The following is a 14,089-nucleotide window of genomic DNA, read 5'->3' as shown; positions in this document are numbered from 1 at the left end:
GCTATGCCGGATCATTCGAAGAAGGCCCTCGCGGAGACGCTGCCGTATCGTCCGTGTGTCGGTCTGATGGTCATCAACGCGCAAGGTCTCGTCTGGGTCGGCCGCCGCGCCGACGTCCCCGGCGACGCGGAAGGCCGGGGGACGTGGTGGCAGATGCCCCAGGGCGGCATCGATGCGGGCGAGGACCCGGCGACTGCGGCGCGGCGCGAGCTCTTCGAAGAGACGTCGATCGTCTCTGCCGATCAGATCGGCGAACTGTCGAAATGGCTAACCTACGACCTTCCCGATAATCTCATCGGGCACGCCTGGGGTGGCAAGTATCGCGGCCAGAAACAAAAATGGTTCGCCTATCGCTTCACTGGAGAAGAGAGCGAAATCAACATCTTGCCTGCCAAGGGCGAGCCCGAGTTCGCGGAATGGCGCTGGGCGCCAGCAGGCGATCTTCTCGATCTCATCGTGCCATTCAAGCGCGAGGTTTACGGGCAAGTCCTTCTCGAATTCGCTCCGCTCGCGCAGGCCAGCCGCCCGTAGCGCTCGGCGAATTTTCTGCAAATACTGGACAAAAAACGCGGTTTGTGGCGTTTGGTCCTCAATATGACAGTCTAATGTCATAAGACTGCTACGAATTTCTGTACGATAGGCGAATCAAGGCGCAGACTGAGCGCCATAGTTTTCAACAGGTCCGGCTGAATGTCGACGTTGCCAGATCTTTCCCAGCTTAGCCACGGCGCGCTGCCGTTCCGGATTTGCGTCGGCATTATGCTGATCAACCGGGATGGTCTGGTGTGGGTCGGGCGGCGCCGTCCGAAGTGGGCCGGCGAACAGCAGGCGTACATCTGGCAGATGCCTCAGGGCGGCATCGAAAAGTTCGAAGCGCCGCGGATCGCGGCTCTGCGCGAGCTTCGCGAAGAAACCGGGGTGACGAGCGTTCAGGTCATCGGCGAACATTCCGAGTGGCTGAGCTATCAGCTTCCTGACGGTTTGCTCGGGATCGCACTGAAGGGCCGGTATCGCGGCCAGCGGCAGAAATGGTTCGCGATGCGCTTCCTCGGAGAGGACAGCGAAATCGACATCGCGCCGAAGGAAGGCACGAAAGCCGAGTTCGATACTTGGAAGTGGGCGCCGATCGAGACCGTGCCGGAACTGATCGTGCCGTTCAAACGCGAGATCTATGAGCGCGTGACGGGCGATTTCGCACACCTCGCGATGCCGCTAGCGTAGCGCCGGGTTTAGCCAGATCTCATTGGTAGCCGGGTCTTGGCGCGGGGCAGCCGCCGGTTCTTTCGTCTGTCCTTCGAATGCACAAATTCGAGACGCGCGCAGATATCAGGTCTTCAGGCCGGCAGCGGTCATGAAAATCCGGATTACGATGGCGACGACGCCAACCGTCGCGACGCCAGCGGCCCACAGCAGCACGAGCCAGCCGATCCGGCGGAGCCAGGAAGGTTTCTCAATTCCTGTGTCGGCCGGGCTCAATGATAGCCTTCCCCGGCTCTCACTTTGCCGCGGAACACGCTGTACGCCCATGCCGTGTACACGAGGATGAAGGGGATGATGAAAAGCGCTCCGACAAGCGCGAATCCCATGCTCTGCGGGGGTGAGGCCGCGTCCCAGATGGAAATGGACGGCGGAATGATGTTCGGCCACAGGCTGATGACCAGACCGCTATAGCCCAAAAAGACGAGCGCCAGCGCCAAGATAAACGGCAGCGCATGGGAATCGCGGTTGACCGCCCAAAGCAGCGCAAGCGTCGCCAGCACCACGAGCACGGGGACCGGCGAAAATAGGATGATGTTGGGGAAGGAAAACCAGCGCGCCGCTATCTCCGGATGTGCGATCGGCGTCCAGATGCTGACGATAACGATGGCGACGAACAGGGTGATCGCGATCGGCTGCGCAAGCGCGCGCATGCGTTCCTGCAGCTCTCCTTCGGTTTTGATGATGAGCCATGTCGCGCCGAGCAGCGCGTAGGCGAAGAGCAATGCAATTCCCGTGAAGACGCTGAAGGGGGTCAGCCAATCGAGGGCGCCACCAGCGAAGGCGTTTTTGGAGACCACGAAACCCTGGATGAAGGCTCCGAGAATGAGGCCCTGGCAGAACGTCGCGATGTAGGAGCCGCAAGCAAACACCGTGTCCCACGTGTGCCTCGGACCCCGGTCAGCGTTCATGCGGAATTCGAAGGCGACGCCACGCAGGATCAATCCGAGAAGCATCACGACGATCGGCAAATAGAGGGCGCTCAGGACGACTGAATAGGCGAGCGGGAAGGCCGCGAGCAGGGCGGCGCCGCCGAGGACCAGCCAAGTCTCGTTGCCATCCCAGACGGGAGCCACGGTGTTCACCATCAAGTCGCGATCGTCGCGAGCGGGAACGAACGGGAACAGGATTCCCACTCCGAGATCGAAGCCATCCATGATGACGTACATCATCAGGCCGAAGCCGATGATCAGAGCCCAGATGAGCGGGAGATCGATACCCATGGCGGTCAATTCCCTGTCGCAGCCGGAACGGGCGGAACGTCGATGTTGCCGCTCGCGGCCGACATCGGCCGGGCGGGGCGGTGGAAGAGATTGTCTTCGTCGATCGGAGGTCCGCCGCCTTCGTCGGGGCCTTTCGCGACGACTTTGAGCATGTAGCCGAGGCCGACGCCGAAGACGACGCAATAGACCACGACAAACAGGATCAGCGAGATCGAGAGCGCGAGGACGGAATGGTTCGAGACGCCTTCCGCGGTGCGCATGACATTGTAGACAACCCACGGCTGGCGTCCGACTTCGGTCGTTATCCAGCCTGCCAAAATCGCGAGCAGGCCCGCCGGTCCCATCCACATGGCGAAGCGAAGGAAGGGCTTCGAGGAATAAAGATCGGCTTTCCACCGCAGCCATAGACCCCAGAGGCCGAGCGCGAGCATGAGGACGCCGAGGCCCACCATGACGCGGAACGTCCAGAAGACGATCGTCGAATTCGGACGGTCATTCGGCGCAAATTGCTTCAGCCCCGGGATCTCGCCGTAGAGCCGGTGCGTCAGGATAAGGCTGCCGAGAAATGGGACTTCGACGGCGTAATGCGTCTTCTCGGCCGTCATGTCGGGCCAGCCGAAGAGTATGAGCGGAACGCTCTCGCCGGGTACATTCTCCCAATGCCCTTCGATGGCCGCGACCTTGGCCGGTTGATATTCGAGCGTGTTCAGCCCGTGCTGATCGCCGATGAAGATCTGGATCGGCGTCAGCACCACGATCAGCCACATCGCCATCGAGAACATCGTGCGAATTGCGGGCGTTGAGCGGCCCTTGAGCATGTGCCAGGCGCCAGCGGCGCCGACGAAAAGTCCCGTCGCGAGGTAGGCGGCCGCGGTCATGTGCAGGAGCCGATAGGGGAAGGATGGGTTGAAGATGACCTTGAGCCAGTCGATGGGGACGACCCGGCCATCCGTCACGGTGAAGCCTGCCGGTGTTTGCATCCAGCTGTTGGACGCGAGAATCCACACCGTCGAAATCAGAGTTCCGGTGGCGACCATGATCGTCGAGAAAAAATGGAGGCCAGGGCCGACTCTTTGCCAGCCGAACAGCATCACGCCGAGGAATCCCGCTTCCAGGAAGAAGGCGGTCAGGACTTCGTAGGCCAGCAGGGGTCCAGTGACGCCGCCAGCGAACGTCGAGAAGAAGCTCCAGTTGGTGCCGAACTGGTACGCCATGACGATCCCAGAGACGACGCCCATAGCGAAATTGATCGCGAATATTTTCGCCCAGAAATAATAGAGCTCGCGAAACCTAGGTTGCTGCGTCCATAGCCACAGACCCTCGAGCGTGACGAGATAGCTCGCGAGCCCGATCGTGAGCGCCGGAAAGATGATGTGAAAAGAAACCGTGAAGGCGAACTGAAAGCGCGCTAGCTCGAGAGCGGTCGTTGATGCCGCGCTGGTATCCATATTTCAGCCTCGGTACCGGAACGCGCGAACGTTCGCACGTCCCCTTGCCTTAACCTCGGAAAAGTGGCGGTCACCGTGAACCTATCGCCGCCGCCGTGAAAGAGCGTCATCGGCTCGGACTTAATGAACGGCTAAACGGAGAACGTGTTTTCGAGAATCAATAGCCGAGCTTGCACCGATTCATTCGCTCAAGACGAGCGAATGGGCAAATAAAAATTCAAATCGGATTTTGTTGCGACGCCCACTATCGTCGGGGTGCGCCAATGGCTCTGTTCTGGAGATTATACTCGGTCGACGGGTTGTTGAGATTGCGAACACGACCGGGATAATTCGGCGTTGGCGATCCGACATTGCCGGATGTCCCCGATCCGGCACCATTCGATGTGCTTGGCGGTGTGCGGATGATCTGATTGTTCGTCGACTGTGCCAGGGCCGGCGCCGCGAGGCCTAGCGTGGCAGCGGCCGCAAGGATGATGACGTTTTTCATTTCTCGAACTCCTCTTCACGGGCGGCGCAGCAGCTTCTACCCATTTCATTTACATGGGGAAACCGAAGGATGCTGCAAGCGGAACATGACAGACGCGCGCCAAGGCTCGCAGGTTCCGGGCCGGATTACCTACCCCTCGCCGATCGTGATCGTTTCGCAGGAGAAGCGTCAGCGAACGAGAAAAATGGTCCACGTCGCGAGGCCTACGAGAACGGCGCATAACAGCGCCAACATGAGTGGATTGTTGACGGGCGGCCTGTCGCGGTCGTCGGGAGGATCGGAGAATTTTTTCATGAGCTCAGAATAGAAATTGCTTGAATTGAGTATGACAGAAACTTTGTATGATTTTTCAGTGTTTTGAGAGTAAAATGTCAAAAACTAGTTGACCATTCGTGAATGGATTTTTGAACTTTAGGTCACGTCCCCATTCGCTCGTTCTACGATGGCTTTCATCAATATTGAGTATGCGCATCTCGTCATCGCCGAAGGTTTTTGAACTGGACGGCGTTTAAGATATTTTCGGCGACGGGAGGCGCTTCCGAGAGCTTGAGTTGAGGAGCTTCAGGATGCGATTGCTAAAGCGAAAGCGCGGCCGGATTGCGATCTTGATCGCTGTTCTCGGAATTGTCCCATTCGGCGTCTCTGCATATGCCGATTGGGAGCCCGAAAGTATCCGAATTCAGAAAGAAGCCGAGAAGTCCTACCGGACGGCGCCGGTCGTTCCGATCGATCGACCGAATTCCCATCGCCGCGACTATTTGAAAGACGGACCGGCCGGCAACCAGCTTGGCCCTTCGCCTGTTCCCGGACCGACGCTTCCCGGAGCGGGCAAGCGCGCTTCCGATCGCTGATGGTGCGACAAGCCGAAGACCGGAGAGTGGCTATGCAAGCCGGCCGGTGCCTTCGCAAAGGTCGTCTCGCCGCAGCCCAGAATTGCGACGCGATCGGTTCGCCGCATGCACTCGTGCGTGTGCCGTTCCAGACCTCTATAATGCCTCCTCCGAATTGGTCTTTGCCCGGCAACTGAGGGTGCGAAAGAAGATCGCGCGTCGATGCTGCGGCATCCGGCACATTGGACAATTTGCCCAATGCCCTAGCCGTTGGGACCGGGACAAGAAGCTACGCTAGGGGCTCGCGGACGCATTGCGCGCAGAGCCGGGCATCGTTCAAGGAGCAATAACGGCCGATGAGTGGAGCTTCAGCCACGTTCGAACGCGACGCGCGAATCGTAAATGCCCGGCACGGCCAAGTTGATCCCGGCGAAATCGCCATCGGGGTCATCATCGGGCGGACCTCGGAATTTTTCGACTTCTTCGTTTACGCCATCGCCTCGGTCATCGTGTTTCCGAAGCTCGTCTTCCCGCATCTCGATGCGCTGACCGGCACGCTGTATTCGTTTGCGATCTTCGCGCTCGCTTTCGTCGCCCGGCCCATCGGCACCGGCATATTCATGGCCATCGATCGCGCTTACGGCAAAGGCGTGAAGCTGACGATCACCCTTTTCCTGCTCGGCAGTTCGACGGTCGCGATCGCCTTTCTTCCGGGCTACGAGCAGTTGGGTTGGGTCTCGGCGCTGCTTCTCGCGGCATTCCGGATCGGCCAGGGCTTGGCGCTCGGCGGCGAGTGGGATGGCTTGCCTGCACTTCTCGCGATGAACGCGCCTGAAAACCGGCGCGGCTGGTACGCGATGATCCCCCAGCTTGGTGCACCGCTCGGGCTGATGGTGGCGGCCGCTCTCTTCGCTTATTTCGCGTCCAACCTTTCGAGCGAAGATTTCCTCGATTGGGGCTGGCGCTATCCGTTCTTCGTGGCTTTTGCGATCAACGTCGTTGCGCTCTTCGCGCGTCTTCGCATGGTCGTGACGCCGGAATTCACCGAACACTTCGAGAAGAAGGAACTCGAGCCGAAGCCCATCGGCGAGACGATCCGAGCTGAGGGCGCGCATATCGTCGTCGGTGCGTTTGCGCCGCTCGCGAGCTTCGCGCTCTTTCACATGGTCACGGTGTTCCCGCTCTCCTGGGTGTTCCTCTACACGGACCAGAGCCCGACGCGCTTTCTCGTCATCGAGCTCATCGGCGCGATGGTCGGTCTCGTGACGATCGTCCTCTCGGGATATGTTGCTGATCGGGTCGGCCGCAGAAACCTGCTTTCAGCGACGGCGGCCGCCATCGCGGCGTTCAGCGGTTTCGCGCCTCAGCTGCTCAATGGCGGCGATGTCGGCGAAGTGATCTTCATGGTGTCGGGCTTCATCCTCCTTGGACTGTCGTTCGGGCAGTCGTCGGGCGCAGTGGCGTCGAACTTCTCGAAGGCTTACCGCTACACGGGATCGGCGTTGACGACGGACCTTGCTTGGCTTGTCGGCGCCGGGTTTGCGCCGTTTGTTGCGCTCTACCTGTCGAGCCAGTTCGGTCTGATGGCGGCGGGCGGATATCTGCTCTCGGGCGCCGTCTGCACGCTGTTGGCGCTGGCGATGAGCCGGCAGCTTGAATCGACCGAACGCTGAACGCCTCTCTCAGCACCCAAGCATAAAAAAACGCCCGACCTCGAGCCGGGCGTTTTTTGTTATGGCGTTTGCCCGATATTCAGGCGAGACCGAGCTTCTGCGCGAGGCCGATGCGCTGCAGTTTGCCGGTAGCGCCCTTCGGAATCTCTGAAAGCAGCAGGATCTTGCGCGGCACCTTGAAGTTCGCGAGGTGCTCGCTCGCGAAGTCGCGGAGTTCCCGTTCCGTCGCCTGCTTGCCTTCGCGGAGGACGACGGCGGCGGCGACGTCCTCGCCGAGCTTGTCGTGCGGTACGGCAAACGTCACGACCTGCAGCACCGCCGGGTGATCCATCAACACTTCGTCGACCTCGCGCGGCGAAACTTTCTCGCCGCCGCGATTGATGATCTCTTTCAGGCGTCCGGTAATCGTAATGTAACCGCCGGCGTCGATGGTGCCCTGGTCGCCCGTCCGGAACCAGCCGTTGGTGAAGGCTTCGCCGTTGGCCTTGTCATTGTTCTCGTAGCCAGCCGTGACGTTGCCGCCGCGAATGACGATCTCGCCCGTCTCGCCCGTTGCGAGCAAATTGCCATCCGGGTCCATGATGGCGACCTCGGGTCCGGCGGCGATGCCAACCGTGCCGGGCTTCCTGACGCCGCCGATCGGGTTCGACGCCATCTGATGCGCCGCCTCGGTCATGCCGTAGGCTTCCACGACGGGCGCGCCGAAGGCGGTTTCAAGTTCCGTAATCACCTGCGGCGGCAGCGACGACGACGACGATCGAATGAAGCGCAGCTTATGGCGCGCGATGATTTCGCGGTTGTGGCTGGCGCGGCCGACGATCGCTTGGTGCATCGTCGGCACCGCCGTGTACCAGGTGGGCGCGGCCTCTTCCATGGCGGAGAAGAATTTCAGCGCATTGAAGCCCGGCGTGCAGAAGATCGAGCCACCGCGCGATAGCGGCGCGAGGACGCCCGCGATCAGCCCGTGGATGTGGAAGAGCGGCATGATGTTGAGCGCGCGATCGCCGCTTGCGAGGTTCAGCGCGGTCGCAATGTTCGACGCGGAGGCTGCGACGTTCGCGTGGGTCAGCGGCACGATCTTGGGACGCGACGTCGTTCCGGACGTGTGCAGGATCAGCGCCGTATCGCCGCTCTCCGCCGGTCCGGGCCGGGCAGGCTGTTCGCGTCCTGTTTCGGCCGAAAGCGTGAAGGCGCCGGCGCCATGGGCCGGATCGGACTTCAGCGTGATAATGGTGATGCCGCGCTTCTCAGCGACTGCAAGCGCGGGCGAGGTGCTGCCCTCTTCGACGATGAGCGCCTTCGTGTTGATGTCCGACATGTAGAAGTCGAACTCGTCGGCGCGATAGGCAGGATTGAGCGGCGCGGCGGTCGCGGCCGATGCGGTGGCGACGAAGGCGGTTGCCATTTCAGGTCCGTTCGGGAGGACGATGGCGACGCGGTCGCCGCGGCCAATTCCGAATTCGTTGAGGCGGGCAATCGTCCTTAGGACGAGCGTGCGAAAGCCCGCATAGGTTAGGGGTTCGGCGCCCGAAGCTCTGATCGCGGAGGCTTGGTCTTCGCCGGCCTTAAGAAGGTCGTGCAGCGTCGTGCTCGTTGTCATTTCAACTGTCTCTCCGGTGCGTCGCCGTTTGCGGCGTCGTCAGGCTTTTTCAACTTTCAGGCGTCCGCCCTCGTGCGCGAGCGTTGCCGCTAGCAGCTTCACGCAGGCGTAAACCGTCTCGATCTGCGGGGTCGGAACGTTGGCGACCCGTCCGAGTTCGATCACCGAACCGATCAGCGCATCGGCTTCGATGGCGCGGCCGGCCTCGATGTCCTGAAGCATCGACGTTTTATGCGGGCCGACAGCTTCGGCGCCGGCGATCCGTTTCTCGAGCGGAATGCGGAAGCGAACGCCAAGAGCTTCGCCGACCGATTGGGCTTCGCGCATGAGTCGCGCGGCGGCGTCGCGGGTCGGCTGAAACTTGCAGATATCCTCAAGAGTAGCATGTGTCAGCGCGCTGATGGGATTGAAGCTGAGGTTGCCCCAAAGCTTCGTCCAGATCTCGGCGCGAATATCCCCGGCCACCGGGGCTTTGAAGCCGGCCTTCTGCAGCGTCTCGGAAATGCGGACGATACGCTCAGTTTTAGAATTATCGATTTCCGCGATCGAGAAGCGATTGCCTTCGATATGCTTGATGACCCCGGGTTCTGTTATTTCGGCGGCCGGATAGACGACGCTGCCGATCACACGCTCTGCGGGCAGATTGTCGGCAATGACCCCATTCGGATCGACGCTCTCAAGCCGTCTTCCCTCGTGCGGTCCCGGAACACGCAGAAAGTACCACCAGGGAATGCCGTTTTGAGCGGTGAGCACGGCGGTATCGCGGCCATACATCGCGGGAAGATCACGGACGACGGCTGCGACTTGATGCGCTTTCATGCCGAGGATGACGAGATCCTGCTCCGACACATCCGCGATTTTATCGGTCGCGGCGATGCGCGAGACGTTCTCGCGGCCGTCCTCTTCGATGAGCTTCAGACCGTTTGCGCGGATCGCCGCGAGGTGCGGGCCGCGCGCAATTACGGTTATTTCTTCGCCGGATTGCGCCAAGCGTGCAGCGAGTAAGCCGCCGATGCCGCCTGCTCCAACGACACAAATTTTCATGGAGTTTCGATCCTCACTTTTTATGGCGGTGCAGCAAATTCTTTATTGGCAGATCGCGTCAACGCTCCACTTGCCGCGCGTAATTTTTCAAGATTTATGTGTGAGGCGCTTTTAGTGCGAAATGAAAAAAAATTACAAGCCCGAGGGGGACGTCCCGATGACTGTTCAAGCGGAGTCCAGCGCTCCGGCTTCCAGCTTTGCTGCGCAAAACACGAATCGCTGGCTGCAGCTGATTCTTGGCGTGCTGTGCATGACGATGATCGCCAACCTGCAATACGGTTGGACACTGTTCGTCAATCCCATGGCCACCAAGTTCGGCTGGGAAATGGCCGCCATCCAATGGGCGTTCACCATTTTTGTGCTGACGGAGACGTGGCTTATTCCGTTCGAAGGCTATCTCGAAGACAAGTTCGGGCCGCGGCCGCTGGTGCTGTTCGGAGGCATTCTCGTCGGCATCGCGTGGGTGATGAATTCCTACGCGGACTCGCTCGCGATGCTCTATGTCGCACAGGCGATCGGCGGTGTTGGCGCTGGCGCGGTCTACGGCACGTGCGTCGGCAATGCGCTCAAATGGTTTCCCGACCGGCGCGGCTTTGCCGCAGGGGTGACGGCTGCGGGTTTTGGAATGGGGTCGGCACTTACGATCATTCCCATTTCGAAGGTCATTGCCGCGGAGGGATATGAGGCTGCATTTCTTTATTTCGGAATCTTGCAATCGGTGGTCATCATCATTGCATCGTTCGTTCTCAGGGCGCCGCCGAAAGAGGCGCATAGCGTGCAGTCGACTTCGCTGGTCACGTCGCGGCGGTCGTTCACGCCGGTCGAGATGCTCAAGTCTCCGATCTTCTGGATCATGTATCTGATGTTCGTGATGATGGCTGCCGGCGGCCTGATGGCCACGGCGCAGCTCGCGCCCATCGCGAAAGATTTCAAGGTTGCGGACGTGCCGGTTTCGCTGCTCGGCATTACGCTGCCGGCGCTGACGTTCGCGCTCTCGCTCGATCGGGTTCTCAATGGCGTGACGCGGCCGTTCTTCGGCTGGGTCTCTGACAAGATCGGCCGCGAGACGACGATGTTCATCGCCTTCGGCATCGAAGGCCTCGGCATTCTCGCACTCGGACACTTCGGGCACGATCCATTCCTGTTCGTGCTGCTGACGGGTCTCGTGTTCTTCGCGTGGGGCGAAATCTACAGTCTCTTCCCGGCGACGTGCGGCGATACGTTCGGCTCGAAATTCGCGACGACGAATGCTGGTCTTCTCTACACGGCGAAGGGCACGGCGGCACTGCTTGTGCCGTTCTCGAGCATCCTGACGAAGACGACAGGGAACTGGCACGCGGTGTTCTACACAGCGGCGGCGATGAACATCCTGGCCGCTCTTCTCGCGATCCTCGTGCTCCGGCCGCTGCGGCAACGGGCCATGCTGAAGAACCAGTGACGCAGCCTCGCGCGTAGCAAGTCTTCTAGAGATCAGAAACGAGCTGGAACCCGGTTCCAGCTCGTTTTCTTTTTCGTGCAACGGCGACCCATTATGCGCTCGCGGATGGGCCGCTGCGTCGTCCGAACAGCAATGCGATCACGAAGCCCGCTGCAAAGCCGCCGACGTGCGCCATGTAGGCGACGCCGCCGACATCGGCTCCGGTGTTGGCGATGGAGCCGACGCCGCTGAACAGCTGCAGGACGATCCAGAAGCCGATGACGACAATCGCCGGCATCGAGATGACCTGGCGAACGACGAACACGTCGACGCGCGATTGCGGGAACATCAGAATGTAGGCGCCGAGCACGCCGGCGATGGCGCCGGAGGCGCCGACGTTCGGGATGCTCGAGCCTTCATTGAAGACGTACTGCGCGAAGGTCGCTGCAATTCCCGCGACGAGATAAAAGACGAGGTATTTTACGTGGCCGAAGTTGTCTTCGACGTTATCGCCGAAGATGTAGAGATAGAGCATGTTGCCGAAGAGATGCATCCAGCCGCCGTGCATGAACATGGCGGTGAAGATCGTCGGCCATTCGGTTGCCGGGCTCTGACTGAAGTGGCTCGGGATGAACGCCCAGTTCTGGACGAATTCGTCGCCGGCGTTGAGTTCGACAAGGAAGAAAAGGACGTTGGCTGCGATCAGTGCGTACGTGACAATCGGAACAGAGGTTACTTCGGAATCGTCGTCACCAATCGGAAACATTGCTGTCGCTCCCCTCGCGTCGCTCCGTCCGTTCTTGTTAATGCCGTGATGTGTCCGTCCCCCGTCCCCAATCGATCAGGCCGGTCGCGGTTTTCGAGCCGATAGCAGGTAATTGACGCTGGTATCGGGATTTCGAGACCATACGTCCTGCAACGGATTATAGGTGATGCCTTCGAGGTGCGCGTCAGCCAAGCCGGCAGCCTCGGCATAACGGCGAAGCTCTTCCGGCGTGATGAAGCGGTCCCATTGATGCGTGCCGCGCGGCAGCCAGCCGAGTACGTACTCGGCTCCGACGATGGCGAGCGCCCAGGCCTTGAGGGTCCGGTTCAGCGTGGAGAATACGGCGAGGCCGCCGGGCGCGACCAGGGATGCGCACTCGGCAATGAACTTCGCGGGGTCGGGGACGTGCTCGACGACTTCGAGGCAGGCGACAATGTCGAACGAACGGCCTCCGGCGACGAGATCCTCGACGCGGGTGGCACGATAATCGATGGTGAGGTCCTGGGATTCGGCGTGCGATTTTGCGATTGCGATATTGCGCTCCGAAGGATCGATGGCCGTTACGGTCGCGCCCATGCGCGCCAACGGCTCGGCAACGAGGCCGCCGCCGCAGCCGATATCGACGGCGGTCAGTCCCGAAAGCGGGTGCAGGGTCTTGGCGTCGCGGCCGAAGTGTTTCACGGCGGCATCACGGATGAACGAGAGGCGCGGAGGGCCGATCTGGTGAAGGGGGCGAAACTTGCCTCGCGGGTCCCACCATTCGGAGGCGAGACGGGAAAACCGCTCGACTTCTTCGCTGTCGAGCGTCCGGTCGCCAGTCCCCGATTCCGGTCCCGATTTTTGCGGTGCGATCATTCTCTTCTCCGGTCTTCGGCGCTACTCGTCAGCCGGGCGCCTGCATTGTCAAGCGGTTGTGCGTCGCCGCCTGGCGGTGGGCAGTTGCAGGGGGGCGCGTGAGCCGCTAAGAAGCGCCGGACTCAATCCAAATATTAATACGCGTTTGGCCCGGTTCGGGTCCGAGCGGGTTTGCTCAAGGAAAGCACTTCGCCGATGGCGACGGTAGTCATGAAATTTGGCGGGACCTCTGTCGCCAATATCGAGCGCATCCACAACGTCGCGCGGCACGTCAAGCGCGAGGTCGACGCCGGCAATAAGGTCGCCGTCGTGGTCTCGGCCATGGCGGGGGTGACGAACCAGCTCGTTTCCTGGGTCAAAGAGGCTTCCCCCTTGCACGATGCGCGGGAATACGACGCCGTCGTCGCAACCGGCGAGCAAGTGACGGCCGGTCTTCTTGCGATCACGCTGCAGGCGATGGGTCTTCGCGCGCGTTCCTGGAGCGGCTGGCAGGTGCCCGTCAAAACGAGTGCGGCGCACGGCTCGGCCCGAATCATCGATATCCCGGGCGACCAGATCAAAAAGTCGATTGTGGGCGGCGAAATCGCCGTCGTCACCGGATTTCAGGGAATAGAGCCGCGCGAGAATCGCATCTCGACGCTCGGCCGCGGCGGCTCGGATACGAGCGCCGTTGCAATTGCGGTCGCGCTCGAAGCCGACGTATGCGACATCTATACCGATGTGGACGGCGTTTATACGACCGACCCGCGCATCGTTGCGAAAGCGAAGCGCCTCGCCAAGATCTCGTATGAAGAAATGCTCGAGATGGCGTCGCTCGGATCGAAGGTTTTGCAAACCCGCTCCGTTGAGCTTGCTATGGTCTACAAGGTCAAAACGCGTGTCCTTTCGAGCTTTGTCGCGCCTGACGGCATGAAGGCTTTCAGCCCGGACAATATCGAAGACATCGGAACTATCGTATGCGACGAGGATGAGATCGTGGAACAGCAAGTCGTGAGCGGCATTGCCTACGCCAAGGACGAGGCCAAGGTTACCCTGCTCAAGGTGGACGATAAGCCGGGCATCGCGGCGCGGATTTTCGGGCCGCTCGCGGACGCGAACATCAACGTCGACATGATCGTCCAGAACGTCGGCGCGGACGGCAAACATACGGACATGACCTTTACGGTGCAGGCGGCCGAACTGCCGCGTGCGCTCGACGTCTTGAAGAAAGCCAAGGCGGACATCGGCCATTTCGACATCAAGAGCTCCGCTGACGTGGTGAAAATTTCCGTCATCGGCGTCGGAATGCGCAGCCACGCAGGCGTCGCGTCGCAAATGTTCAAGACGCTCGCGGAAAAAGGTATCAACATTCACGCCATCTCGACGTCCGAGATCAAAGTCAGCGTGTTGATCGAAGCGGCGTATGCGGAGCTTGCGGTGCGTGCGTTGCATTCAGCCTACGGGCTCGACAACGATTAGGCGGGGCGCCCTTCCAAGCCCCGTCCTTTTG

General features: G+C 60.7%; 14 protein-coding genes. 6 read left to right on the top strand and 8 right to left on the bottom strand.

Annotation, left to right across the window (positions count from 1 at the left end; translation table 11 throughout):
* Positions 1 to 3 precede the first annotated feature (3 nt).
* Positions 4 to 531: an RNA pyrophosphohydrolase gene (locus tag AB4Z24_RS02140; protein ID WP_441705569.1), complete on the top strand. Its 528-nt coding sequence runs from the start codon at positions 4 to 6 to the stop codon at positions 529 to 531.
* A 159-nt stretch (positions 532 to 690) separates the two neighbouring features.
* A complete protein-coding gene (locus AB4Z24_RS02135) occupies positions 691 to 1,221 on the top strand; it encodes an RNA pyrophosphohydrolase (protein ID WP_441705567.1) in 531 nt (176 codons plus the stop codon).
* 105 nt (positions 1,222 to 1,326) lie between these two features.
* Here AB4Z24_RS02135 and AB4Z24_RS02130 read toward each other — a convergent pair whose 3' ends face one another.
* From AB4Z24_RS02130 to AB4Z24_RS02115, 4 genes are all read right to left on the bottom strand, one after another.
* Complete coding sequence (locus AB4Z24_RS02130; RefSeq protein WP_441705563.1) at positions 1,327 to 1,476, bottom strand: DUF2474 domain-containing protein; 150 nt, start codon at positions 1,474 to 1,476, stop codon at positions 1,327 to 1,329.
* The gene (gene cydB / locus AB4Z24_RS02125; RefSeq protein WP_441705561.1) at positions 1,473 to 2,480 is read right to left on the bottom strand and encodes a cytochrome d ubiquinol oxidase subunit II; all 1,008 of its coding nucleotides are present in this window, start codon (positions 2,478 to 2,480) and stop codon (positions 1,473 to 1,475) included. The genes AB4Z24_RS02130 and cydB overlap by 4 nt, the downstream gene beginning before the upstream one ends.
* Before the next feature lie 5 nt (positions 2,481 to 2,485).
* The gene (locus AB4Z24_RS02120; RefSeq protein WP_441705560.1) at positions 2,486 to 3,928 is read right to left on the bottom strand and encodes a cytochrome ubiquinol oxidase subunit I; all 1,443 of its coding nucleotides are present in this window, start codon (positions 3,926 to 3,928) and stop codon (positions 2,486 to 2,488) included.
* A gap of 244 nt (positions 3,929 to 4,172) precedes the next feature.
* A complete protein-coding gene (locus tag AB4Z24_RS02115; protein WP_441705558.1) occupies positions 4,173 to 4,415 on the bottom strand; it encodes a hypothetical protein in 243 nt (80 codons plus the stop codon).
* 566 nt (positions 4,416 to 4,981) lie between these two features.
* Between AB4Z24_RS02115 and AB4Z24_RS02110 the strand changes: the two genes are divergently transcribed.
* Positions 4,982 to 5,266, top strand: coding sequence for a hypothetical protein (locus AB4Z24_RS02110; protein ID WP_441705556.1), 285 nt, complete (start codon positions 4,982 to 4,984; stop codon positions 5,264 to 5,266).
* 335 nt (positions 5,267 to 5,601) lie between these two features.
* Positions 5,602 to 6,918, top strand: coding sequence for an MFS transporter (locus AB4Z24_RS02105; RefSeq protein ID WP_441705554.1), 1,317 nt, complete (start codon positions 5,602 to 5,604; stop codon positions 6,916 to 6,918).
* Between the two features lie 79 nt (positions 6,919 to 6,997).
* Here the strand turns inward: AB4Z24_RS02105 and AB4Z24_RS02100 are convergent, their stop codons facing one another.
* Both AB4Z24_RS02100 and AB4Z24_RS02095 read right to left on the bottom strand, forming a co-directional pair.
* A complete protein-coding gene (locus AB4Z24_RS02100; protein WP_441705552.1) occupies positions 6,998 to 8,518 on the bottom strand; it encodes an acyl--CoA ligase in 1,521 nt (506 codons plus the stop codon).
* A 39-nt stretch (positions 8,519 to 8,557) separates the two neighbouring features.
* On the bottom strand, positions 8,558 to 9,562 hold the full coding sequence (locus tag AB4Z24_RS02095; RefSeq protein WP_441705550.1) for a ketopantoate reductase family protein: 1,005 nt from the start codon (positions 9,560 to 9,562) through the stop codon (positions 8,558 to 8,560).
* A 157-nt stretch (positions 9,563 to 9,719) separates the two neighbouring features.
* On the opposite strand from AB4Z24_RS02095, the gene oxlT reads away from it, so the two are divergent.
* Positions 9,720 to 11,000 (top strand): oxalate/formate MFS antiporter, encoded by a 1,281-nt coding sequence (gene oxlT / locus AB4Z24_RS02090; protein ID WP_441705548.1) that lies wholly within the window; start codon positions 9,720 to 9,722, stop codon positions 10,998 to 11,000.
* 91 nt (positions 11,001 to 11,091) lie between these two features.
* Here oxlT and AB4Z24_RS02085 read toward each other — a convergent pair whose 3' ends face one another.
* Together AB4Z24_RS02085 and ubiG are read right to left on the bottom strand one after the other, a co-directional pair.
* Positions 11,092 to 11,745 (bottom strand): rhomboid family intramembrane serine protease, encoded by a 654-nt coding sequence (locus AB4Z24_RS02085; protein ID WP_441705546.1) that lies wholly within the window; start codon positions 11,743 to 11,745, stop codon positions 11,092 to 11,094.
* A gap of 75 nt (positions 11,746 to 11,820) precedes the next feature.
* Positions 11,821 to 12,600, bottom strand: a complete 780-nt coding sequence (gene ubiG / locus AB4Z24_RS02080) for a bifunctional 2-polyprenyl-6-hydroxyphenol methylase/3-demethylubiquinol 3-O-methyltransferase UbiG (protein ID WP_441705544.1) — start codon at positions 12,598 to 12,600, stop codon at positions 11,821 to 11,823.
* 195 nt (positions 12,601 to 12,795) lie between these two features.
* Here ubiG and AB4Z24_RS02075 point away from each other — a divergent pair, with 195 nt between their 5' ends.
* Positions 12,796 to 14,058 (top strand): aspartate kinase, encoded by a 1,263-nt coding sequence (locus tag AB4Z24_RS02075; protein WP_441705542.1) that lies wholly within the window; start codon positions 12,796 to 12,798, stop codon positions 14,056 to 14,058.
* Positions 14,059 to 14,089: the final 31 nt, after the last annotated feature.

The organism is Hyphomicrobium sp. 2TAF46, from assembly GCF_052114865.1.
Classification (GTDB): Bacteria; Pseudomonadota; Alphaproteobacteria; order Rhizobiales; family Hyphomicrobiaceae; genus Hyphomicrobium_B.
Note: the sequence above shows the minus strand (reverse complement) of the source record. Positions and strands in the feature narration are given on the sequence as shown.

Excerpts from the sequence above, each read along its gene's own strand:
- AB4Z24_RS02140 (WP_441705569.1), top strand. The coding sequence starts at position 4 with ATGCCGGATCATTCGAAGAAGGCCCTCGCGGAGACGCTGCCGTATCGT.
- AB4Z24_RS02135 (WP_441705567.1), top strand. The coding sequence starts at position 691 with ATGTCGACGTTGCCAGATCTTTCCCAGCTTAGCCACGGCGCGCTGCCG.
- cydB (WP_441705561.1), bottom strand. The coding sequence starts at position 2,480 with ATGGGTATCGATCTCCCGCTCATCTGGGCTCTGATCATCGGCTTCGGC.
- AB4Z24_RS02120 (WP_441705560.1), bottom strand. The coding sequence starts at position 3,928 with ATGGATACCAGCGCGGCATCAACGACCGCTCTCGAGCTAGCGCGCTTT.
- AB4Z24_RS02115 (WP_441705558.1), bottom strand. The coding sequence starts at position 4,415 with ATGAAAAACGTCATCATCCTTGCGGCCGCTGCCACGCTAGGCCTCGCG.
- AB4Z24_RS02110 (WP_441705556.1), top strand. The coding sequence starts at position 4,982 with ATGCGATTGCTAAAGCGAAAGCGCGGCCGGATTGCGATCTTGATCGCT.
- AB4Z24_RS02105 (WP_441705554.1), top strand. The coding sequence starts at position 5,602 with ATGAGTGGAGCTTCAGCCACGTTCGAACGCGACGCGCGAATCGTAAAT.
- AB4Z24_RS02100 (WP_441705552.1), bottom strand. The coding sequence starts at position 8,518 with ATGACAACGAGCACGACGCTGCACGACCTTCTTAAGGCCGGCGAAGAC.
- AB4Z24_RS02095 (WP_441705550.1), bottom strand. The coding sequence starts at position 9,562 with ATGAAAATTTGTGTCGTTGGAGCAGGCGGCATCGGCGGCTTACTCGCT.
- oxlT (WP_441705548.1), top strand. The coding sequence starts at position 9,720 with ATGACTGTTCAAGCGGAGTCCAGCGCTCCGGCTTCCAGCTTTGCTGCG.
- AB4Z24_RS02085 (WP_441705546.1), bottom strand. The coding sequence starts at position 11,745 with ATGTTTCCGATTGGTGACGACGATTCCGAAGTAACCTCTGTTCCGATT.
- ubiG (WP_441705544.1), bottom strand. The coding sequence starts at position 12,600 with ATGATCGCACCGCAAAAATCGGGACCGGAATCGGGGACTGGCGACCGG.
- AB4Z24_RS02075 (WP_441705542.1), top strand. The coding sequence starts at position 12,796 with ATGGCGACGGTAGTCATGAAATTTGGCGGGACCTCTGTCGCCAATATC.